Genomic DNA, 21,864 nt, shown 5'->3' with positions numbered 1-21,864 from the left:
CACGTCCTCTTACAGGCCGCATCAGAAGCCTTTCACCACTCACCATCCACTGTCTCAAAAATAGAACAATCAGTCCGAAAAACACCAACTACCAGCATCTTCGTTCTACTTATAGGATAAGAGATATCGGGGTCGCTTGAGACCCTCGGCACCAGGAGACTCCCATGAAGAACATCCTCGGCGTTCACTCTGCACCGCGTCGCCATTGGGTTGGTGACGGCTTCCCGGTGTCCTCACTACTGAGCTACGACCGACTCGGCGCGGAGCGAATCAGCCCGTTCCTGCTGCTAGACCATGCAGGCCCTCATCATTTCGCTCCTGGGCAGCACCGGCGCGGCGTCGGCATTCATCCCCACCGAGGCTTCGAAACGGTCACTTTCGTCCATAAGGGGGAGGTGAGCCACAGAGACTCCTCAGGGGGAGGCGGCACAATAGGCCCCGGAGATGTGCAGTGGATGACAGCAGGTAACGGCATTCTGCATGAGGAGTATCATTCTGATGCCTTCAGCCAGACGGGCGGCGAGCTGGACATGCTGCAATTGTGGGTCAACTTGCCCTCACGGCATAAAAGTACACCGGCGCGCTATCAGGGCCTGACCAGCGAGCATATTCCGAAGGTACCGTTGGCAGGCGATAGCGGCTACGTCAAGGTAGTCGCAGGCCGCTACGCCGGAATCACCGGGCCCGCCCAGACCTTCACTCCTGTAAATGCTTGGGAGGTGGTGTTGGCCGAAGGCGCCGAGACCTCCTTGTCACTCCCGAATGGGCACACTAGCCTTCTGGTAGCACTCGAAGGCACGCTGCTGGTCCAGCGCGATCAAGTGGTCCGCAGCGGGAACGTTGTTGAGCTATCCAGAGAGGGTCAAGACGTTGCATTGGCTGCCAATACCGCTGTTCGGCTCCTGGTGCTTACCGGCGAGCCCCTCGACGAGCCCGTAGTGGGTCACGGCCCCTTCGTGATGAGTACCGAAGAAGAGATTCAAGACTCAATCGCTGCTTTTCAGCGCGGTGAGTTCGGCCACCTCCCTCATTGAGCCCGCGTCACTTTCGCAAATCCCGATGCCAAACTTGGTCGGGACCTATCGCTCCAGGCGGAGTGCCGGAGCCTATCTCCCAAGGAAGGGCCCTGACGACCGGAGATTTCTATGACACGCCCCTATGTTCGACTCGACAAGAACGACGTGGCTGTCTTGCTTGTCGACCATCAAGCCGGACTATTGTCGCTGGTGCGCGACTTCGATACCGATGCCTTCAAGAACAATGTACTGGCACTCGCGGATATCGCGAAGTTCTTTCAATTACCCACCATCCTTACCACCAGCTTCGAAGACGGTCCCAATGGTCCAATGGTACCTGAGTTGAAGGAGATGTTTCCCGACGCGCCATACATTGCGCGCCCTGGCCAGATTAATGCTTGGGACAACGACGACTTTGTCGCCGCTATCGAAAAGACTGGCTGCAAACAGTTGTTGATAGCGGGTGTAGTGACCGAAGTATGCGTCGCCTTTCCCGTTCTCTCGGCCATTGAGGCGGGGTATGACGTCTTTGTCGTCACCGATGCGTCCGGCACCTTCAATCAGGTCACACGCGACGCCGCCTGGGATCGAATGAGTCAGGCCGGTGCTCAACTCATGACCTGGTTCGCCGTGGGCGGTGAGCTCCACCGAGATTGGCGCAATGACATCGAGGGTTTCGGTGGCCTGCTGGCATCACACCTGCCGGCCTACTCCAACCTGATGCAAAGCTACGAACAACAAAGCCAAGACTCCTGAGCATGACGAGTCAACCACCCAACACATTCTCTACACCAAATCCTTAGCAACAGACCGAGCCCGAGCGTTTCGGGCTCGGTCTGTATCAGGAGCTAACCGCCCATGAGCCTGCACGAAACACCCCGCCGCCCTTCGTCCTCACGGGATTGTCCGGTCATCGACGGACGTTATCAGATTCAGCGTATTGGCTCGCGAGAGGCCGCTGTCGGTGGGCTGCCAATCCATCGCGTGCTGCCTACTCGACACCGACGCACCATCGGCGCCTGGTGTTTTCTCGATCACGCGGGCCCCAGTATCCTGCGCGAGGGTGAGGGCATGCGAGTCGGCCCTCATCCCCATACCAGCTTGCAGACCTTCACCTGGATGCTGTCAGGTGAGGTACATCATCGCGACAGCCTAGGCAGTGATCAGGTCATCCGGCCTGGCGAGGTCAATCTGATGACCGCGGGCCATGGCATCAGCCATACCGAAGAGAGCCTCGAGGACAGTGACGAGCTGCATGCCGCCCAACTGTGGATCGCGCTGCCTCTTGAACACGCTGACACGGCGCCTCGCTTCGACCACTACGCCGACCTGCCCCGCTGGTCCCAGGAGGATGTTCACTTCACTCTTCTGGTTGGCCACTACGGTGGGCATGACGCACCCACCCTGAGCTTCTCTCCGCTGGTAGGCGTTGATCTTCAGGCCGAGCGCTCCGCCCAGCTGACACTGCCGCTTCAGGCAGCATTCGAATACGGGGTGCTGGTGCTGGAGGGTGACCTGACCCTGGACGGAGAATCCTTCAAGGTGGATGAGCTGGCCTACCTGGGTCGCGGCCGCAACGCTGTCGACGTCACCCTGTCGCCTGGCAGCCGCATGCTGTTGATTGGCGGCGAGCCGCTCGAGGATGAGATTGTCATGTGGTGGAACTTTGTCGGGCACTCGCGCAAAGCGATTATCGAGGCCCAGCGGGACTGGGAAGCCGAAAGCCCCCGCTTTGGCACCATACCTCAGTGGCAGGGCCCGCGCCTGGAAGCCCCGCCTTTGCCATGGACCAGCTGAGACCCAGAACCAGCTGAGGGAAGGAGCGAAACCAAGAGGCGCCATCATGTGGTCCTTTTATCACTGGGCACTCGCGCAAAGCGATTATCGAGGCCCAGCGGGACTGGGAGGCCGAAAGCCCCCGCTTTGGCACCATACCGCAGTGGCAGGGACAGCGCCTGGAAGCCCCGCCCTTGCCCTGGACCAGCTGAGACCCAGAACCAGCTGAGGGAAGGAGCGAGACCCAGAGGAACCATCATGTGGTCCTTTTATCACTGGGCACTCGCGCAAAGCGATTATCGAGGCCCAGCGGGACTGGGAGGCCGAAAGTCCCCGCTTTGGCACCATACCTCAGTGGCAGGGACCGCGCCTGGAAGCCCCGCCTTTGCCATGGACCAGCTGAGACCCAGAGCCAGCTGAGGGAAGGAGCGAGGCCCCAGAGGAACCAGAGGAACCAGAGGAACCAGAGGAACCAGAGGAACCATCATGTGGTCCTTTTATCACTGGGCACTCGCGTAAAGCGATTATCGAGGCCCAGCGGGACTGGGAAGCCGAAAGCCCCCGCTTTGGCACCATACCTCAGTGGCAGGGCCCGCGCCTGGAAGCCCCGCCATTGCCATGGACTAGCTGAGGGAAGCCCTGCACTTTCCGTGGACAAACGAAGGGAAGCCCTGCCATTGCCATGGCAATGATCTGCCGTGTCAGGGGCTGCGACTCGCCCACCAGTCGGCGTAGCTGCTGTTGTGCGGCGCCTTGCCGGATTCATCCTCGGCTCCATCGTCCCACCACACGGGGCCGCGCTCGCCGAGTGCCTCCTTGGCGGCCTGAACCTGTGCCCGGGCAGCCTTCAAGGCAGCCTCGTCCTCACTCTGCCTGGCATCCTTCACCGCTCGACGAGCTGCCATCAACGCCTTGACGTGGCGCTGTCGAAACGCCTCATCAAGGCTTGGATCGGTGCAGCGCCACAACCGATTCTTGGCGACAAAGTAACGACCATCCGGGGTCTTGGGATACTTCATGGGCAGCCTCCGTGTGCCTTCAACGTAGTGTACATTGCATGATGACGGAGCAGCGGGTTCGCGTCTGTGCTTGCACCCCATCTCAACGCCCTGACGACTGCCCTAGCGCATCAACCTGACATGGAGGAACACGTCATGAGCCACCAACGTCCACGTATCCTGGTCTTCGCGGGCAGCGCTCGCAAGAACTCCTATAACAAGCGTCTGGCAAAACTGATGGCACAGCGTATCGATGCCTGTGGGGGCGACGCCACCTTTGTTGACCTGGCAGATTTTCCCATGCCTCTCTACGACGGTGATCTGGAGGAGCAAGAGGGACTGCCAGAGCACGCCAGCCGCCTGAAGCGCATGATCATGGACCACCAAGGCCTTGCCATCGCCTCTCCTGAATACAATGGCTTCATCACGCCTCTGTTGAAGAACACCATCGACTGGGTGTCTCGGCCTGATGGAGACCTGGGCGCGCTCGAACCCTATCAGCACAAGGTGGCCGCCATCGTGGGCGCCTCACCCGGCGGGCTCGGCGGACTGCGTGCCCTGCCTCTACTGCGCCAGCTGCTGAGCAACATCGGCGTGACCGTCCTGCCCGACCAGCTCGCCGTCGGCGGTGCCGGTGAGGCCTTCCAGGAAGACGGTAGTCTGGCAGACGAAGGCAAGGCCAAGGCCCTGGACGGTATCTGTCAGCGACTGGTGGATAGTTTGACATAGCGCCAGTGAGGGCCGTCTGACCACCGACGGCGACCCAGGCAAGAGGCACGTATCGGGGCGCCTACCACAGCGCCCCGATCATGATGACAAGGCATGCCAGCATGCCGATGGCAAACACACCAGAGCGGATCCATTGCCAGTCGAAGGCATAGGCGATGGGATGCAGCAGGCGCGAGGCAAGAAAGACCAGCGCAGGCATGTCGAGGCTGTGCAGATCGGCGCCAGCGCCCATGGCGACCACGGCCGTGCTCAAATAGACGATCAATGCCTCCCAGGCGTTGGACTGGGCCGCATGCAGGCGCGCGCCAATCCCTTCCATGGCGGCCTGCTGGGCCCGCGGATGACGGTTATCGAGATGGCCGAACTGGCGCACGCGGCAGGCGGCACCGATCCAGGCCAGCAGGATCGGCAGCAAGGAAGCGATAAACAGGGTGACGAGAAAGATCGACATGGCAGGCTCCGAGGGCGAATCTTCCTCAGCATGGCACAGGCAATGGCTGACAGGCGAAGGGACAGGCGTCAGCATGGCGGTACTTGCCTGATGCCTGGCTTACCGAGCCCAAGAGGTTTCCTCCATGCCCGCAAGCCGAGACCGCGACGTCCCCCACGTACCCGATGTCCACCCTGCCCGCCACGCCCTGACCAGTCGTGCCCTGCACGCCTTGCTGGCACTGACCATCGGCCTTCTTTACCTGAGCGCCTACGGGCGCAAGTGGGCGACCACCCAACTGGAAGCCGCCAACTGGTATCTGCTGGTGGCCCACATCAATCTGGGACTGTTAAGCGTAGCGCTGTCGCTTGGCCTGTTGATGGCGCACCTGTGGCTGCCTCGACCTGCCCCCCAGGGCCTGCCCCGGGTGACTCGCCTCGCTCACCGAGGTCTGCTCGCGTTACTGCTGGCGCTGCCAGTCGCGGCCTATGTCGGCACCGGCTTCGACCTCAAGGTGCTGGGTCAGTGGACACTGCCTTCGTTTCAACGCCTGCCGGTGGCTGACTGGCTGTCGGATGCACTGGCCCAACCGCTGATCAGCCTGATGGATCCTTTCGCTCGTTTTCACAAGGACTGGGGCGCCGATCTGCTGCTGCCGGTGCTGCTGGGCGGCCATATCGCGGGTGCCCTTTTCCATCACTGGGTACTCAAGGATGATGTCCTCAGGAACATGTGGACGCTGAAGGCATAAGTCGTGCACTCGAGGTAGAGTATCGGAGGCGGGCCGCGCTTTACGCGGTTCCATCACCAGAGCCCCGCATCACATGCATGACGCGGGGCCCTGGAATCCTCATGAGTGCCTTACTCGATCAGGCCTTGGCCCCCTTGCGCAGTGGCACCTCGGGTACGGCTTCCATACGCTCACGTTCCTGGGTGATCAGCTCCAGCGCCTGATCCTCGGTCAGCTCGGATGCTGGGGTGAACAGACTCACCACGATACCCACCAGGATTGCCATTCCCACTGCCGGGATACTCGGATTGCCCCAGTACAGGTTCCAGCCACTATGGCTGATCACCACCAGTGACGTTATCGAGGCAGTTGCCAGGGAAGCGATCGCCCCCTGCCAGGTATAGCGAGACCAGAAACGTCCCAGAATCCCGCAGACGAACATGCCCGCCAGTACCGTGGCCACCATCTTGGTGATGTAGGCGATCACGTTATCGGAGGTCAGGGCGAAGGCCAGCGCCAGGCTGATCGTGAACACCAGACCGACACGGGACAGCCAGACCACGCTGTTGGCCGAAGGAGCACGACCCTTGACCAGCACGTAGAGGTCACGAATCAAGGTGGTGACACCGGCGATGGCATCGCTGCTGGCGCTGGACATGGTGGCCGAGAGGCCCGCGACGAGCAGCAGCAGGCCCAGCCACAGCGGCAGCACTTCGGTGGCCAGGTAAGGGAACGCAAAGTTGCTGTTTTCAAGGCCAGGGTTCAGCGCATAGGTCGACATGCCGATGATCGCCGGGACGATGGAAAACAACATGTACAGGCAGCCGGTCACCAGGAAGGAGCGACGCACCGATCCCACGGAAGCACCGGAGTAGATCCGCTGACGGAAGGACGGAGTCGACAGCACCCCTACCGCGATGACCGCCACCAGTGACAGCGCCGGTACCAGGCCAACCTTTTCGATCGCCAGGAAGCTGGTGGCAGCGGCATCCATCGAGGCGGTCATCTCGGCGAAGCCTCCTACCTCTACCACGGCCACCGCCGCCATCAGGAAGAAGCCGACGAACAGCACGATCGCCTGGACGGTGTCGGTCCACACCACCGCCATATAGCCACCGATGACACAGTAGATGCCAAACCCCAGGGCCACGATGAGCTTGGCCTGCCACACCGGGATGTCAGCCATCCAGGCAAGATACAGACCGCCGCCAAGGATATGGGCACCCAGCCAGCCGATACAGGCGATATAGATAAACAGGGCCACCACATTGCGCACCAGGCGGTTGGCGCCCACATAGAACGACAGCTCTTCACTCATGGTCATGAAGCGGTAGCGCCGCACCCCGGAGAAACACAGCGCCAACAGCAACACGCCGATGGAGCCGCCGAGGCCATACAGCGCCCCGCCCCATCCGTTGGCGTAGCCAAAGCCTACGGCTCCCATGCTGGAGCCGGTACCCACCATGGTGGCGACGGTGGTGCCGATGGTCAGAAACAGCGGGACACTGCGCCCGCCAAGAAGAAAATCATCGCCGGAACCGCGATCATTGCGCGACATCCACCAGCCAAAGCCAATCATCAGGACGATGTAGATACAAAAGGTAGCAAGGAAAAGATGACTGTTCATACAGACCTCTTATACTTGTCGTCTCGGTCGTTGCCGCGATCGAGACAGTGAACGTAAGCGTTTGCTGAGCCTGGCGTCGGGTCCTTGCCGGGACCCGGCGCCCTCCTTCACTGCGATGCGGGCATCCTGCCCAGGACGAGTTGCCGCTCGCCCCTGGTTATCCCCTGATCCCCTTCCTTATTCAGGCCCGGTCAGCGCGATAGCACGTCAGGTCGACCTCGACCTTGCAGTCCACTACCAGGTCCTGAACGCTGCAGATACGTGCCGGCGGGTGATCCTTGAAGTACTCCGCAAAGACCTTGTTGAACGACTGGAAGTAGCGGGCATCGGTCAGCACCGCGGTCACGTGCACCACGTGTTCGATGTCGTACCCCGCCTCCCGGGCGATGGTCAGTGCATTCTCGAAGGCCAGTCGGCTCTGCTCGATGATGCCGCCTTCCACCACTTCACCGTCGGTCATGGGTGTCTGGCCAGACACCTTGAGCCAGCCCCCCGCCTCGACGGCCCGGGAGAACGGCAGTTTCTGTCCACCGGTGCCTACGCCTCCCTCGGCGCCATAACGCTTGATGCTCATCTTTCACTCTCCTGTCAGGTAGAGATGCAAACTCTTGATATGTTGAGCGTTCCTTGGCGAAGCGCTCGCTACAATGGCGTCGCCTCCAGGCGCACGCTTCGACGCAACATGCGTCCGTTACGTTCGTTCGAGGCCCTGCCCTCGGTATAGGCCGTGTGGCCATTGACCCACACCCGCAGAATGCCTTGTGCGGGCGTCTTGGGTTGGTCATAGGTGGCGCTGTCGTCCAATCGTTCCAGGTCCAGCAACACCAGGTCAGCGAACGCTCCCTGGCGAATCACTCCGCGATCTTCAAGGCCAAAGGTGGCAGCGGAGAGCCCGGTCATCTTGCGCACCGCCTCGGCGGGCGGCATCAACGCCAGGTCCCGGCTGTAATGGGCGAGGACTCGGGGAAAGGCGCCCCACAGACGCGGGTGGGGATGAGGATCATTGGGCAGGCCATCCGAGCCGACCATGGTCAGCGGGTGCGCCAGTACCTGGCGCATATCCTCTTCACACATGTTGTGGTAGACCGCTCCCGCCGGCTGCAGCCGCTTGGCCGCCTCCAGCAGTGACACCTCCCAGTCGGCAGCAATCGCCGCCAGTGGCCGGCGCGCCTGCTCGGGATGCGGTTTCGACCAGGTGATAGTGATCTCGATTTCATCCGTGACCTGGCCCAGGTCCAGCGTCGACGAACCCGCGGTATAGGGGTAGCAATCGCAGTGCACCCGCTGCTGGGTGGCCGCATCGGTCAGCTGCGACAGCGCCCTTGGTGCCTGCCCCCAGTTACCGGCGCCGGCACACTTCAAGTGAGAGATCACCAAGGGTGCGCTGGCGTCACGAGCGGTGGCGAAGGCTTCGTCCATGGCCTCGGCCTGGCCGGCGAACTCGTCACGCAGATGGGTGGTATAGATGCCCCCTGCAGCGCTGACCGCACGCACCAATGCCGCCACTTCGGCACTCGGCGCCTGGCGGGCGTTGCGATAGGCAAGCCCGGTGCTCATCCCGATCGCTCCTTCGGCAAGGGCTTGCTCGAGAGATGCGCGCATGGCAGCAATCTCTTCCTCGCTGGCGGGTCGCTCGAGGTCCTGCATGACTTGAGAGCGCAGGCTGGTGTGCCCCACCAGCGCGGCGACATTGATGGCCGGCGCCGCCTGTTCGACGGCCTGGGCATAGGCGGCAAAGGTGGGATAGACGAAGTCGTCGGCCTCACCCAGCAGGTTCATGGGGTCCGGCACGTCGCTACCTGCCAGCTGGACCGGAGAGGCACTGATGCCACAATTGCCCACCACCACGGTGGTCACCCCCTGACTTAGCTTGGGCAGCATGTCAGGGGTGCGCACCACATTGGTGTCATCGTGGGTGTGAACGTCGATAAACCCAGGCGTGAGGGTCAGACCTTGCGCCTCGATGACGTCGAGAGCCTCGTGTCCCGCCAACTGCCCCAGCGCCACGATGCGGTCGCCCTCGATGGCCACATCGGCGATGAACGGGTCGGCGCCAGTGCCATCCAGCAGGGTGGCGCCACGGATCAAGAGGTCATGCTGCATATCAGTCTCCCAGTGGCTGACGATTGTCGCCGCCACGATGGTCATCCAGTGCAATCTTCAATCGCCGCAGCTTGGCACGCGCCTGGTCGCGATGACGCATGGCCAGTTCCAGCGCCAGTACGTCGATCGCGGCCATCAGCGCGTAACGCGACGCCGAAGGGTGAAGAATGAAATCGGTTTCTCGGGTGGCGATAGGCAACACAACATCAGCCGCTGCGGCCAGGGGCGAACCAACAGCGGTTAGGGCGATGACCTGGGCTCCGTATTGACTGGCAATCTGAGCCGACTCGACCATCTCCGGGGTGTAACCAGACACCGACAGCACGACCACCACATCGTCGGGATCCAAGGTGGCGGCGACCATGCGCGGGACCAGGCCATGCGGATAGGCACTGACCGGATAGCCGAGGCGCATCAGCCGAAACTGCAGCTCCTGGCACATCACGCTTGAGCCTCCGCCGCAGCCGAAGGCCAGGATCTGACGTGCCTGGTCCAGTCGCTCCACCGCGCCGGCAATGTCCGCCTCGAGCAACAGTTCGCGATTGATCGCCAGCGTCTGGGTGGCAACGTCGTATACCGCAGCAGGGCCCCGAGCCGGGTCGGCGTCCTCGATGAAGCGGCGACCTGCCGCCAGCGCTCGATTCAGGCGCAGCTTGAGATCGCGCACGTTGTCACAGCCCACGGATCGCGCAAAGCGGGTCACGGTGGCATCACTGACACCAGAGCGTCTGGCGATGTCGGTGATGCTGGCCTCGGCCACGAAGTCGATATCCTCGAAGATCAACTCCGCCACCTTGCGCTCCGAGTCGCTCAGCGACCCGACAAGGGCAGTGATTCGGGACAGGATGTCGATCTGCTGACTCATGACAGGCTCCTAGCCGTTACCGCGATGGCAGGTCAATAAGCCCATCAAAAGGGCTCGCTATCGGTGTTGTCCTTACGCTATGTTAGTTTCTAACATCAATCCATAGTTTTATGAAAATTTCCTACAAAGGTCGTAGTCAGGTCAATTTTCATCGGTTGCCAATGGCCACGCCCGGCGTAACATGACCTTCGCTCAGCTCTCAGGAGAATCCTCATGTCACTGTCGTCTCACTCATCTGCGCGCTCCGCCGCGGCACTGGATACCAAGGGGTCCCACAAGGGCACGCTGGAAACCGGTCGTGGCCTGCTGGCGGATGTCAGCCTACCCGCTGCGGTCATTCATCAGCGTCCGTTGGCACATAACCTGGACTGGATGCAGCAGTTTGCCCGCCAACACGGGGCTGAGCTTGCGCCCCACGGCAAAACCACGATGACGCCTGAGCTGTTTCGTCGTCAGCTCGATGCCGGCGCCTGGGGCATCACCCTGGCCACACTGCCACAGTGCCGCGCTGCCTTTGCCGAGGGTGTCAATCGGCTGCTGGTGGCCAACCAGATGGTGGGCCAGGCGAACATGGCCATCGCCGCCGACCTGATCCGCGCAGGCGCCGAACTCTTCGTGACCGTCGACAGTGCGGAGAACCTGGATCAATTAGGCACTTTTTTTGGTGACGCTGGCATCACCCTGAATATCCTGATTGAGGTAGGTGTCGAAGGGGGAAGGTGCGGCCTGCGTGACGATGCCGAGGTAGTCGAGCTGGCACGCAGGGCCAAGGCCTTGCCCGGCATCGCTCTGGCCGGTCTGGAAGGCTATGAAGGGGTCGTGCACGGTGACGATCCCATCGCCGGGATTCGACGCTACGCCAAGCGGCTCATCGCCAACGTCAAGCAACTGGCGAGTGAAGGATTGATCGAGCGCGATCTGCCCATCGTCACCGCCTCAGGGTCTGCCTGGTATGACCTGATCGCCGAAGAATTCCGTGACGGTGGGTTGGACGGCAAGTTCACCCCAGTGCTGCGTCCGGGCTGCTATGTCGTCCATGACCACGGTATTTACCGCGAGGCCCAGGCCGGCGTTCTGTCCCGCCGCAAGGACCTTCACCAGGGCCTTGAGCCCGCACTAGAGGTGTTTGCCCAGGTGCAGTCCCTGCCGGAGCCCGGCATGGCTATCGTGGCGATGGGCAAGCGCGATATCGGCTTCGACCTGGCCCCGGAAGCGCTGCGCCGCTACCGGGAAGGCGGTCCTACCGACCAGACGCTGTCGGTAGACGGCTGGAAGGTCATCAAGCAGATGGACCAGCATACCTTTATCGAACTCCCGGCCGACGCTACTGACGTGCGTATCGGTGACGTCCTGGCCTTCGGCGCGTCGCATCCTTGCATGACCTTCGACAAGTGGCGTCAGCTGCATCTCGTCGATGACCAGCTGGAAGTGGTGGAGACCTGGGAAACGCGTTTCTGACCAGCGCGCATCCGGCGACCAAGTAGCGACGGCGGCCACACGGCCGCCGTCGCTTTCTCGCTGGCACCATCTGTTCCTCTCCCTTCATATCCCCCTCGTGCGGTGCAACAACGCCTGACCTCCCCTTCTCCTATGCCCAGCCGTTTCTCCTATTCCCCACCGTTTCTCCTATGCCCAACCGTTCAATCTAGGCCCGTTCGCCCGCCTGCTAGTCCTGGCGCAAGGTCGACGCCGCCACCTGCACGTACACTGACAGCGATGACCGGGCGTTTTCCGGGCGCCGCCAGCGAGAGCAAGGAAGGTCGATGGCCAAGAACGTGGCGTTGTTTTTCGATGGCACCTGGCAGGTGCCTGACACGGACCTGCAGGATGGGGATACCAATACCAACGTGAGTCGCCTGTACCAGGCGGTGCTCGAGAACCCCATGGCCGAGGGCGGCACGATAACTCGCTACTACCGGGGCGTGGGTAGCGGTCGCCGCTGGTACGAGCGACTGGTGTCGGGAGCCACGGGGCTAGGTCTTTCCGACATTCTGCTCGACGCCTATGTCGAACTCATCGACCTGCTGCGACCGGGCGACCGACTGTTTCTCTTCGGCTTCAGCAGGGGCGCCTACACGGCACGCAGCCTTAGTGGGCTGCTTCACACCACGGGGCTGTTGAGGCCCGCCCACCGTCAGCTGGCGTGCAGGGCGTACAGGCTCTATCGCGATCGCCGACGGGGGCCGCACTCCGCCGAAGCCAAGCGCTTTGCCTCACGCTATACCTGGATGCCAGACATTCACATGATCGGGGTGTGGGACACGGTGGGCAGTCTCGGCATTCCCCTGAGGAGCTTTGCCAACTTCAACCGACGTCTGTTCGAGTTTCACGATACCAGGCTGAGCCCTTTGGTCCGTCATGCCTATCAGGCGCTGGCCATCGACGAACATCGCGAGGCCTTCGCGCCGACCCTGTGGTCGCCGCAGACCACGACCGCCACGCTGGAACAGGCCTGGTTTCCAGGCGCTCACTCGAATGTGGGGGGTGGCGTCGAGCAGCGCGCACTCTCTGATATCAGCCTTGACTGGATGATGACGCGTGCCGCACTCCACGGCCTGACACTGGCGCCACACAGCCGACCGCTGTTGGGAGCGCCGCCCCGTGACGATGACATCGTCGACTCCTACGCCCTGTTTCTGTCAAACCTCTACCAATTGGTATCCCCGCTGCGCTACCTGAGGCCTGTCGGCTTTGCACGCTTCGGTAACGAGTGCCTGCATGCCAGCGTCGCCGAGCGCCAGACGGTGCTGCCACACTACCGGCCACGCAATGCCTTCCACCCCAGCCTGTCGCACTGCTCACGCTCCCCTTGAATCGACGTCAGCCAGCAGGGCATCTCTGAAACGCCAAGCGCCCACCGGATGGGGTGGGCGCTTGGCTCACGAGCCCGCGACATGGGGCTCGTTAGGCGAGAGCTCAGTGCGAGGGGAAGTTGAACTGAGCCTGCTCCTTCTGGCGCTGGCTGGGCCAGCGCTGCGAAATCGCCTTGCGTCGCGTGTAGAAGCGCACCGCGTCGGGGCCGTAGGCGTGAAGGTCACCAAACAGCGACTCTTTCCATCCGCCAAAGCTGTGAAAGGCTACCGGTACCGGCAGCGGCACATTGATGCCGACCATGCCCACCTCGATGGCATCGGCGAAGCGCCGCCCTGCCTCACCATCCCGGGTAAACACACAGGTACCGTTGCCGTACTGATGAGCGTTGATCAGCGCAATGGCCTCATCGAAGCTTGCCACGCGGACAACACACAGCACCGGTCCGAAGATCTCGTCACGATAGACGCTCATCTCCGGCGTTACCCGGTCGAGCAGGCTAGCGCCGAGAAAGTACCCCGGTGAAGCGGCCACCAGCGGATGCTCACGGCCATCCACGATCAGTTCGGCGCCCTCGTCGACACCCTGCTGGATATAGCCCGCCACCTTGTCGCGATGGCCCGCATTGACCAGGGCTCCCATGTCGAGGCCAGGCTCGGTGCCAGCACCGATCTTGAGCTCACGGGCTTGCTGGGACAGCCGTTGCACCAACCTATCGGCGGTGTCATCGCCGACACACACCGCCACGCTGATCGCCATGCAGCGCTCACCGGCGCTGCCGTAGGCGGCCCCGATCAGGGTGCTCGCGGCGTTGTCCAGGTCGGCATCGGGTAGCACCACGGCGTGGTTCTTGGCGCCACCGAGCGCCTGCACGCGCTTGCCGTTCTCGGCGCCACGCTGATAGATCGCCTTGGCCACCGGGGTCGATCCGACGAAGGACACCGCCTTCACATCGCGCGCATCGATCAGCGCCTCGACCACCTCCCGGTCGCCGTGGACAACGCTGAACAGACCATCCGGCAGTCCAGCCTCAGCCAGCAGTTCGGCCATCTTCACGGCTGCCGACGGCACCTGCTCGGAGGGTTTGAGGATAAAGGCGTTGCCGCAGGCCAGCGCCATCGGATACATCCACAGCGGCACCATGGCGGGGAAGTTGAACGGCGTGATCCCGGCCACGATGCCCAGCGGCTGATGATTCGACCAGGTGTCGATGGCCGGTCCCGCGTTGTGGGAATATTCCCCCTTCAGCAGCTCCGGCACGCCGCAGGCGTACTCGACGTTCTCGATGCCACGCTTGAGCTCGCCCATGGCGTCTTCCAGCACCTTGCCGTGCTCTTCGCTGACCAGCGCGCAGATCTCGTCGGCGTCGCGCTCCAGCAGCATCTTGAAGCGATACATCACCTGGGCGCGCTTGGCCGGCGGGGTGTCGCGCCAGGCAGGCTGGGCGCGGCGGGCCGCCTCGATGGCACACTCGACGGTAGCAGCGTCGCCCAGGGCGACACGCCCGACCGGCTCGGCGGTGGCCGGGTTGATGACATCCAGATGGCGCTGGGACGGCTGTGACTCACCGCCGATCCAATGATTCACGTCTTTCATCAAAACTCTCGATATGACTTTCTTACAAGGCGTCAGCGCCGGGCGGCCATCTCACATGCAGCCCGGCGCAGCATGGTACGCAGATGATGCGGCTCAGAACTGGCGGTCGAGCAGGGCCTCGTCGAAGGGATAGCGGGACAGCTTTTCGACGCCGGTGTCGGTGATCAGCACCTCTTCTTCCAGCTTGACCCCGTCGGCGGCGCCCACCTCGCCGATGTAGCTCTCCACGGACACCACCATGCCTGGCTCAAGCACGCCATCCTTGGAGAAGCGATCAAAGTCCATATGGTGGGCGACCAGCGGCGTTTCACCGTGCATGCCGACGCCGTGAATGATGGAGGGGTAGCGACGGTCCAAGAAACGCTCGGGGATCTTCCAGGCCTGCTCGGCGATCTCGCGATAGCTTATACCTGGCTTCAGGATGCCCATATTGTGGTGCACCTGGTCGTAGGCCATCCGATACAGCTCCTTCTGGTAGGCGCTGGGGCGATTCGGGCCGACGTGGAAGGTACGCGAAAAGTCCGAATAGTAGCCGTGACAACCGATGGTATCGGTGTCCAGCGCCACCAGCTCGCCCGGACGGATGACCCGGTCACTGGCCTCATTGAACCAGGGGTTGGTGCGTGGGCCGGAGGACAGCAGACGGGTCTCGATGAATTCGCCGCCCTGGCGGATAACGTTGCCGTACATGACCGCGAACAGTTCGTTCTCGGTGATGCCGGGCTTGATCGCGGCTTCAACCTCAGCGACTGCCGCCTCGCTGCCGGCCATGGACTGGGCCAGACAGGCGATCTCTTCCGGGGTCTTGATGCGCCGACAGTGCAGGGTATCCTGCATGCAGTCGAAGACCTCTAGCCCCTGGGCCTCGAGCGAACGGGCCAGGTTGAGCGCACAGCGATCCAGCCCGATCTTGCGGTTGCCGCGCCCGTGCTCTTCGATCAGCTCGGCGATCTCCACACCGAAGGGGTCCGAAGAGAGGTTGTCGCGCTGATTGACGGCGGACCACACCACCTTGGACGTGCGCGATTCATCGATGGTCTCGAGCCAGGTAGAGACGTGGGCGCTGCCCGGGTATTCGAACAGGATCACCGGCCCTTCCAGGGGCACATAGATGTAGCGGGTCGAGTTGCGCAGGAAGTAGCCGAACATGTTGCGCGACCCGGTGGCATAGCGCTGGTTGTTGGGGTCGAACAGTACCATGGCGGCGTAGCCTTGCTCCGCCATCGTCGCGCGCAGCCGCGCAAGGCGCCCGGCGCGCAGCTGTTTCGGGTCAAACGCCGTGGGGATGCTATCGCCGTTGGCCATCGGCGCTGATGGCACCACGGGAATGTGATCCGGTTCATTGTCGGTAAGGTTGTCGAAGTCGACGATGCTCATGTCAGGGTCCTGTTCAAACGGGCAGAAAATCACGCTGGGTGCGGCCTGTCCGGAGCTCTATGGACGGGCTCTCTGGGACGGGGCTCTCTGGGACAGGGCTCTGAGACGCTCAGCTAGAACCCGGCCGCCGCACTCCACGCTTAATCCGCCAGGGAATCGGTACGATTCATGCCTTCCTTCAGGAGGGTCTCGTGAATCGGCGCCATACGGCCGAAAATACGTTGGGCGCGCTCTGGGCGGCCGATGAAACCCGGCTCCTTGGCGTAGGCGAAGATCACGGTGTGGCGCTCTTTCTGGCCTTCCACCGGCGTCACGCGATGCAGAGAGTAGCGGCCAAAGAAGACCTGCAGGTCACCCGGCTGCAGATCCAGCGCCTTGAGACGCGAGCGATCGCCATCCAGCACCTTTTCGACCTCTTCGAAGCTCTCGCCTTCAGGACTACGAATGCCGGGGGCGTACTCGAAGCGCCCACCGCCGTGGGACTGGCGAGTCATCATGGTGACGATGAATTCGTTGGTGTCGTAATGCCACGGATGCTGGCAGCCCTCTCTCAGCACATTGACCACCAGGTCCGCCAGCGGGTCGGCATACTGATGAATCTCCTCCATGCCCACCACGGTGGCGATAAAGCGCTGGAAGTCCGGATGCTGGTAGACCTGACGAATGATCGTGTCTTCACCGATGCGGTCACCGGCGACAAAGCCGTTGGTGCGATCGTCGAAGCGATTAAGCGGATGCGACGCGGGCCGCTCGGGATCCCCGGCGTTGTTGTAGGGATTCGTTTCGGTCTGATTGTAGTGAGCATCCGGTGAGAGCCTTTCGGTCTCGCGCTCCAGCCGCGCCAGCGCATCGGCCGGCACGAAGTTCTTGAGCACCACGCAGCCGTCGTCGGCCAGCTGAGCGTGACAGCGCTGGATCAGCGCCCGGCCGGACTCGCCGTCCAGGTCATGAATCGGGTAGTGCTCAAGGTCGATCAGACCGTCCAGCGAGGACGTGGTGGGCGCATCGGTGGCCTGCATGAGAAGCTCCTGCCTGTCTGGTGTGTTGCTGGACAGGATAGGGAGCGGCTCTCCATAATAGAAATGAATGGTTGAGATGCTACTTATTTCAAAGGCTCATTAATCATGGACACAGACCTGCTCCGCGCCTTCGTCACCGTGGCCGAGTGCCAAGGCTTCAGCGCCGCAGGACGAGTGCTGCATCGCACCCAGTCCGCCGTCAGCCTGCAGATCAAGCGACTGGAGGACCAGATGCACAAGTCGCTGTTCGAGCGCACCAGTCGCAGCGTACTGCTGACGGCGGACGGGGAGCGCCTGCTGCCCTATGCCCGACACATGCTGACCCTGGAAGATGAGGCCAAAGCCGCGCTGGGAGATCATCAGCAGGGTGAAAAGATTCGCTTTGGTACCTCGGAAGAACAGGCCAGCGCCTACCTGCCGGAGCTGCTGCCACGCTTTGCAGAGGCTTATCCCAGCACACGTATCGAGGTCATCTGCGGCATCAGTGCTGGCCTGGTGGATAGCTTCCAGCAGGGGCTATTGGACGTGGTGCTCTCGATTCGCCATGGCCCTACCCAGTCCGGCCAGCTGCTTGGGTGGGAGCCGATGGTGTGGGTTGCCGCCCAAGGAGCAGACCCTACCCGCGGCCGGCGCCTGCCGCTCGCCCTCAACCCTGAAGGGTGCATCTTCAGAGCCCATGCCCTGGCGGCCCTGGGCAAGCAGGAACGCGCCTGGGAGTTGCGCTACTCGAGCCAATCACCGACTGGCATCAACCTGCCCGTTCAAGCAGGCCTGGCCGTGACCGTCAAGACGCCCCGCAGCGTTCCCGAGGGCTGCCGGATTCTGGATGACGCCCACGGTCTGCCGGCTCTCGGCCAGGTTGAAATTGAGATGCATCGCCGTCCGGGTCACGCCAGCGACGCCTTCAGTACCTTTTGCCAGCAGCTGGAGGAAATCGTGACGCATAACGATGCCGTCGCCGTGCCCGAGTTCCACGATCCGGCGCCATAGACCGCCAGCGACAAACAAGGCGTCACGGCGGCCACCATGTGCCGCCTGCGGCCTGCCATCCATCCGACCACGAGGGGGATGCCAGCGCCGTTACCTCGCTTCTTCAGGCAAGCTACCTCCTGATCACTATGTCGAAGCGACATGGACCATGTCACAGTGCGCTCAGCAGGTGTGCTCGCCTTCGCGCGCACCTTTCACTTGACCTGAAAAACGGTCGGGAGATAACGGTGACTGCAAGTCGCAACGATACCGCCAGCGGCGGCCAACCCTCCACAGAGGCCTTTCCAGCGCAGGGTGACCGGGGTGAAATGGCTGAGGAGCTTGCCCGGCTGAAGGATCGCCATAGAAAGCTGAGAGACAGTGTCACCAGCATACGTCACTACGCCGGCGACCATCTGCCCGCAAAGCCTGGGCTGGTCATCGTCAAGATGTTGGAAGATGCGTTAAAGGTCTAGCAGGCAGACAAGCGCTGCCCAGATGCATGTCACTCGTGCAAGCAATACTGCCACCCGTATAGAAAACATCTTTGCGCATACTACTGCATCACCTTCTGCACATGAGCGTCGCTACCACCCTCTTCGGCCGGTTTCTCCTGCCGGCCCTTGCGTTCCTTTCTTCGCCGCATTCTGCTACTTCTGACCACCTGACCATGGGACTATTCCGCCCCTTCCCTGCCTTTCCTATAACGTATAGCCGAAGCTATAGGTCTTTGTTTTAGCTTAATCTTGCAGCCTTGGTAAAGAGTTGCATCCTGTCAACAAGACGCTAATATCCCATGCAATGTCGCTATGGCAGTGATAGCCGAAAGGCGCGTGTCTGAGTCATTTTTTTCGATGACGTTGTTGGACGGGCTTGTGCCATCGGGCTTTCTCAACGGGCTATCCCAAAAGGCTTATCCAACGGGCGCTTCTCAAGTGGCTTTCGTCAGCGAGCATGACTCACAACGCGTCATCGCAGACATCAGCAGAGGCCATAGGCACTAAAAGCGCTACGATGCTGGAGTTTTAACAACGGTCATGGCCGCCATCACACCGCTGCCATTCTGCCCATAAAAAGCACGATAACGTTGCCATCATTTACCACAGTCACTGCTATTAAAGAGCCACCATGAATCCGACCTCCACCCTGCTGCTGGCTTTCTCCCTGTCGTCAGATGCCTTCGCCGCCTCTGTCAGCAAAGGGGCCTGCGTGCGACGGCTGCGTTTTATCGTGGCCCTGCAGACAGGGTTGATGTTCGGCCTGGTGGAGGCCACCACCCCGATTATCGGCTGGATGCTCGGTTCCAGCGCTCATGAGACCATTCGTGACTGGGATCATTGGATCATCTTCTTCCTGCTGCTGGCCCTCGGTGGAAAGATGATCCAGAGCGGCTTGATGCCCAGGGCAAAGGACTGTGCCAGCTGCGACTGCGGCGCCACCACTGACCGTACCCGCTGGTGGCTGATCATCGCGACCGCCGTCACCACCAGCCTCGACGCCATGGCCGTCGGTGTCGGCCTGGCCTTTATGGAAGCCAATATCTGGATCACCGCATTGACGATAGGCGCGGCCACAACGCTGATGGCGACCTTGGGCATGCTGTTAGGTCGCAAGCTCGGCAAGGCCGTTGGCCCACGAGCAGAAATTATCGGCGGCCTGGTACTGATCGGCATCGGTGCAACGACCCTGCACCACCACTTGCTGGGATAACGTCCCGCTTGGCTGAAACAGCGGCAAGGGACACCCTGCATAAATGCCTGCTTCGCCAATTCGCTGTTTTTAGCTGAGGCTGCACCGGCCATCCGTCAAAGCGAATGTCATAGCCCTGATCACAACAGAGCACCGGGTGCCTGGAAGGCTTTTGGTCGTGGCCTAACTGCCTTTTTTCGCTGGCTCAGTGATCCTGCAGTACCTATCTAGTCTCCCTCTAGTCTCTCGCTAATCACTCACTCGTCCCGAGCTCGCCCCTCACTAGCCCCGCGCTCGCCCCGCCCTCTTCCACAAATAAGCCAAATCAGCACAGGATGCGCACGCCAAGGCGCGGTTTCTCGATACTCTGCTGTGAGATACCGCTAGGTCTGAGTCTGTGCTATTTCACCCAATACGACAGATCAAGGCCTTGCTGATACCCCAACGGTGGATCCGCAAGGCTATCCCACGACTTTCTCTCCTTCCGGTTATTCTGTCGGCAGGCCTGCTGTCAGGCTGCGCCAGCTCGTCGCCTGACCGACAACCAAGACAGGCTTACTATCCTTCGGTACCCCCTGCACAGGCCAGCGCGTCAGAGTCCGAGCAGGTTGCATCCGCATCGCTGTCACCCTCGGCCCTGTCTCCCTCGGCCCTGTCTCCCTCGGCCCTGGCATCACCATCCTTAGCATCGCCTGCCCTGTCATCATCGGCTCACGCCTCTTCGACGCTGGTCAGCCAGTCCGTCGCTCGTATGGCCAGCGCCAGCCTGGTCTCCCAGGGAGTCGATGTCGCCCACACCGTTGGTGTCGATCACCTCAGCATGGGGGCGCAGCAGGCTGTGCATAGCTCGGCTGACTATCTGGAAAGCTCACTTGATGTTATCGACAGCGCGGTGGATACCCTGGCGTCACTTCCCCTGCTGCACCGCTTTGATGACCGGATCACCCGCGTACTGTCACTGGATCGCTACGGCCAACGTATCGGGCATGCCTTGGGATTCGGGGAACAGGACCTCTATCTCGCCGAACAGCAAGGACGTCTGGAGCGCTCACTCACCGCCCAGGTGGCAGACGTGCTACAGGCCGGACTGGAGCCTTTACTGATCACTACCGACTCGCTGTTGCTGCCCGGACTGGCAGCAGACCTGCTCGTGGCAGGAGGAGACGCCCTAAAGGAGGGAAGTGGCAGCGTGCTGAGCCGCACCGGCGAATGGGTCAGCCTGGCGGGTATCGTCCTGGGAGGACAGCACAATGATAACGGTCTCACCGGCGTCGCAGCCCGCAGCGTGTCGCGTCATAGCGGTATTCCCAGACTGGATGAGCAGGCCGTCATCGGCCTGGTGGACAGCGTCGGCAGTGACGACAAAAGTACGCTTGCGGCTACCGCGCTGCTGGGGCGCACCACCTTGAGCAATACCCTGGCGGTCGAACTGACGGGAATGAACCGTGATATTGGGGGCCAGCTGTCGCGGCCCAGTCAGCGACTACAGGATAGCGTCACGGACACGCTTGCCCCCGCACAGCAGCTGGGTGAGCTGGCGACCAGCCTGACCTCGATCATCGACGAGACGCAGACCACGCTTCACGGTATCCAAGGTCTCGTCGACGAAAGCCGTGACGTGTCGAGACGCCTGGACGGCCTGCCCCTGTCCAGCTCACTCAGCGACGGCGTCACGCTGTTAGGTCAGCTCGACGGCCGGCTAAGCTCCACCGGCCAGACGGTTCTGCCAACCGTCAGCACCGTCGCTGAAGGCCTGGCCTGGGCCGATGCCAGCACCCGGCAGCTGGCTCAGCGAGCGGGCGGTAGCCTGGCGCCGATCACCGACGCCCACATGGCAGGCGTTGAACGTCTGACGAACACCGTGATTCAGGCGCCCATGGCGGCTCGTCCGGTCGATGAACTCAGTGATGCCGTGCTGTCACTGGGTGACGGCATGGGCCTTGCCCCCATCGCCGCTGGGCTCGACTGGGTCATGGTAGTGCCAATACTTGGACTCGGGAGCTCGACAGGGAGCAATAGCACTGCCGGTACCCACTTTACTGGCGAACAGCTTGATGAGAACCAGTCCCCTCGCGCTTTCGGCAGCCGCACCCTACTCGGCTCCCGCGCTGACCAGATGCCCTGAGACG

Annotated in this window: 20 protein-coding genes; 11 read left to right on the top strand and 9 right to left on the bottom strand. The window is 61.9% G+C overall.

Going from position 1 to position 21,864, the window contains the following annotated elements; all coding sequences use genetic code 11:
• Positions 1–164: 164 nt before the first annotated feature.
• From KUV41_RS00750 to KUV41_RS00740, 3 genes are all read left to right on the top strand, one after another.
• Positions 165–1,034, top strand: a complete 870-nt coding sequence (locus tag KUV41_RS00750; RefSeq protein ID WP_222239333.1) for a pirin family protein — start codon at positions 165–167, stop codon at positions 1,032–1,034.
• A 111-nt stretch (positions 1,035–1,145) separates the two neighbouring features.
• Positions 1,146–1,772 carry an isochorismate family cysteine hydrolase YcaC gene (gene ycaC / locus KUV41_RS00745; RefSeq protein WP_222483711.1) on the top strand — a complete coding sequence of 209 codons (627 nt, stop codon included), beginning with the start codon at positions 1,146–1,148 and terminating at the stop codon, positions 1,770–1,772.
• Positions 1,773–1,874: 102 nt separating this feature from the next.
• Positions 1,875–2,813 carry a pirin family protein gene (locus KUV41_RS00740; protein WP_222164367.1) on the top strand — a complete coding sequence of 313 codons (939 nt, stop codon included), beginning with the start codon at positions 1,875–1,877 and terminating at the stop codon, positions 2,811–2,813.
• Between the two features lie 680 nt (positions 2,814–3,493).
• Here the strand turns inward: KUV41_RS00740 and KUV41_RS00735 are convergent.
• On the bottom strand, positions 3,494–3,811 hold the full coding sequence (locus KUV41_RS00735; RefSeq protein WP_224852162.1) for a hypothetical protein: 318 nt from the start codon (positions 3,809–3,811) through the stop codon (positions 3,494–3,496).
• Between the two features lie 135 nt (positions 3,812–3,946).
• On the opposite strand from KUV41_RS00735, the gene KUV41_RS00730 reads away from it, so the two are divergent.
• On the top strand, positions 3,947–4,519 hold the full coding sequence (locus tag KUV41_RS00730; protein ID WP_261395873.1) for an NADPH-dependent FMN reductase: 573 nt from the start codon (positions 3,947–3,949) through the stop codon (positions 4,517–4,519).
• Between the two features lie 61 nt (positions 4,520–4,580).
• Here KUV41_RS00730 and KUV41_RS00725 read toward each other — a convergent pair whose 3' ends face one another.
• Entirely contained in the window at positions 4,581–4,970 is a 390-nt protein-coding gene (locus tag KUV41_RS00725; RefSeq protein WP_222483708.1) for an MAPEG family protein, read from the bottom strand.
• Positions 4,971–5,094: 124 nt separating this feature from the next.
• Here KUV41_RS00725 and KUV41_RS00720 point away from each other — a divergent pair, with 124 nt between their 5' ends.
• Entirely contained in the window at positions 5,095–5,700 is a 606-nt protein-coding gene (locus KUV41_RS00720) for a cytochrome b (RefSeq protein ID WP_222483704.1), read from the top strand.
• 118 nt (positions 5,701–5,818) lie between these two features.
• On the opposite strand, the gene KUV41_RS00715 is transcribed toward KUV41_RS00720, so the two are convergent.
• The 4 genes from KUV41_RS00715 to KUV41_RS00700 all read right to left on the bottom strand — a co-directional run bounded on the left by KUV41_RS00715 (position 5,819) and on the right by KUV41_RS00700 (position 10,274).
• Positions 5,819–7,306: a sodium:solute symporter gene (locus KUV41_RS00715; protein ID WP_222483702.1), complete on the bottom strand. Its 1,488-nt coding sequence runs from the start codon at positions 7,304–7,306 to the stop codon at positions 5,819–5,821.
• Between the two features lie 181 nt (positions 7,307–7,487).
• Positions 7,488–7,880 carry a RidA family protein gene (locus KUV41_RS00710; RefSeq protein ID WP_206944283.1) on the bottom strand — a complete coding sequence of 131 codons (393 nt, stop codon included), beginning with the start codon at positions 7,878–7,880 and terminating at the stop codon, positions 7,488–7,490.
• Positions 7,881–7,948: 68 nt separating this feature from the next.
• On the bottom strand, positions 7,949–9,409 hold the full coding sequence (locus KUV41_RS00705) for an N-acyl-D-amino-acid deacylase family protein (RefSeq protein WP_222483700.1): 1,461 nt from the start codon (positions 9,407–9,409) through the stop codon (positions 7,949–7,951).
• Between the two features lies 1 nt (position 9,410).
• Positions 9,411–10,274 (bottom strand): MurR/RpiR family transcriptional regulator, encoded by an 864-nt coding sequence (locus KUV41_RS00700; RefSeq protein ID WP_206944288.1) that lies wholly within the window; start codon positions 10,272–10,274, stop codon positions 9,411–9,413.
• Positions 10,275–10,487: 213 nt separating this feature from the next.
• Here KUV41_RS00700 and KUV41_RS00695 point away from each other — a divergent pair, with 213 nt between their 5' ends.
• Both KUV41_RS00695 and KUV41_RS00690 read left to right on the top strand, forming a co-directional pair.
• A complete protein-coding gene (locus KUV41_RS00695) occupies positions 10,488–11,732 on the top strand; it encodes an amino acid deaminase (RefSeq protein WP_206944290.1) in 1,245 nt (414 codons plus the stop codon).
• 305 nt (positions 11,733–12,037) lie between these two features.
• A complete protein-coding gene (locus KUV41_RS00690; protein WP_222483699.1) occupies positions 12,038–13,087 on the top strand; it encodes a DUF2235 domain-containing protein in 1,050 nt (349 codons plus the stop codon).
• 103 nt (positions 13,088–13,190) lie between these two features.
• Here the strand turns inward: KUV41_RS00690 and KUV41_RS00685 are convergent, their stop codons facing one another.
• The 3 genes from KUV41_RS00685 to KUV41_RS00675 form a co-directional block, all read right to left on the bottom strand.
• The gene (locus tag KUV41_RS00685) at positions 13,191–14,681 is read right to left on the bottom strand and encodes a CoA-acylating methylmalonate-semialdehyde dehydrogenase (protein ID WP_206944293.1); all 1,491 of its coding nucleotides are present in this window, start codon (positions 14,679–14,681) and stop codon (positions 13,191–13,193) included.
• Positions 14,682–14,774: 93 nt separating this feature from the next.
• On the bottom strand, positions 14,775–16,058 hold the full coding sequence (locus KUV41_RS00680; RefSeq protein WP_206944295.1) for a M24 family metallopeptidase: 1,284 nt from the start codon (positions 16,056–16,058) through the stop codon (positions 14,775–14,777).
• 140 nt (positions 16,059–16,198) lie between these two features.
• Positions 16,199–17,077, bottom strand: coding sequence for a hypothetical protein (locus tag KUV41_RS00675; protein ID WP_206944297.1), 879 nt, complete (start codon positions 17,075–17,077; stop codon positions 16,199–16,201).
• A 105-nt stretch (positions 17,078–17,182) separates the two neighbouring features.
• On the opposite strand from KUV41_RS00675, the gene KUV41_RS00670 reads away from it, so the two are divergent.
• The 4 genes from KUV41_RS00670 (at position 17,183) to KUV41_RS00655 (ending at position 21,860) form a co-directional block, all read left to right on the top strand.
• A complete protein-coding gene (locus tag KUV41_RS00670) occupies positions 17,183–18,067 on the top strand; it encodes a LysR family transcriptional regulator (RefSeq protein WP_222483697.1) in 885 nt (294 codons plus the stop codon).
• A 227-nt stretch (positions 18,068–18,294) separates the two neighbouring features.
• A complete protein-coding gene (locus tag KUV41_RS00665; RefSeq protein WP_222483695.1) occupies positions 18,295–18,522 on the top strand; it encodes a hypothetical protein in 228 nt (75 codons plus the stop codon).
• 652 nt (positions 18,523–19,174) lie between these two features.
• Positions 19,175–19,756: a manganese efflux pump MntP family protein gene (locus tag KUV41_RS00660; RefSeq protein ID WP_206944302.1), complete on the top strand. Its 582-nt coding sequence runs from the start codon at positions 19,175–19,177 to the stop codon at positions 19,754–19,756.
• Between the two features lie 730 nt (positions 19,757–20,486).
• Positions 20,487–21,860 (top strand): hypothetical protein, encoded by a 1,374-nt coding sequence (locus KUV41_RS00655; protein ID WP_222483692.1) that lies wholly within the window; start codon positions 20,487–20,489, stop codon positions 21,858–21,860.
• Positions 21,861–21,864: the final 4 nt, after the last annotated feature.

It is taken from the genome of Halomonas sp. DP8Y7-1 (assembly GCF_019801685.1).
GTDB classification, from domain to species: Bacteria; Pseudomonadota; Gammaproteobacteria; order Pseudomonadales; family Halomonadaceae; genus Halomonas; species Halomonas litopenaei_A.
The sequence above is the reverse complement of the archived record's forward strand: the minus strand, read 5'-3'. Positions and strand labels throughout refer to the sequence as shown.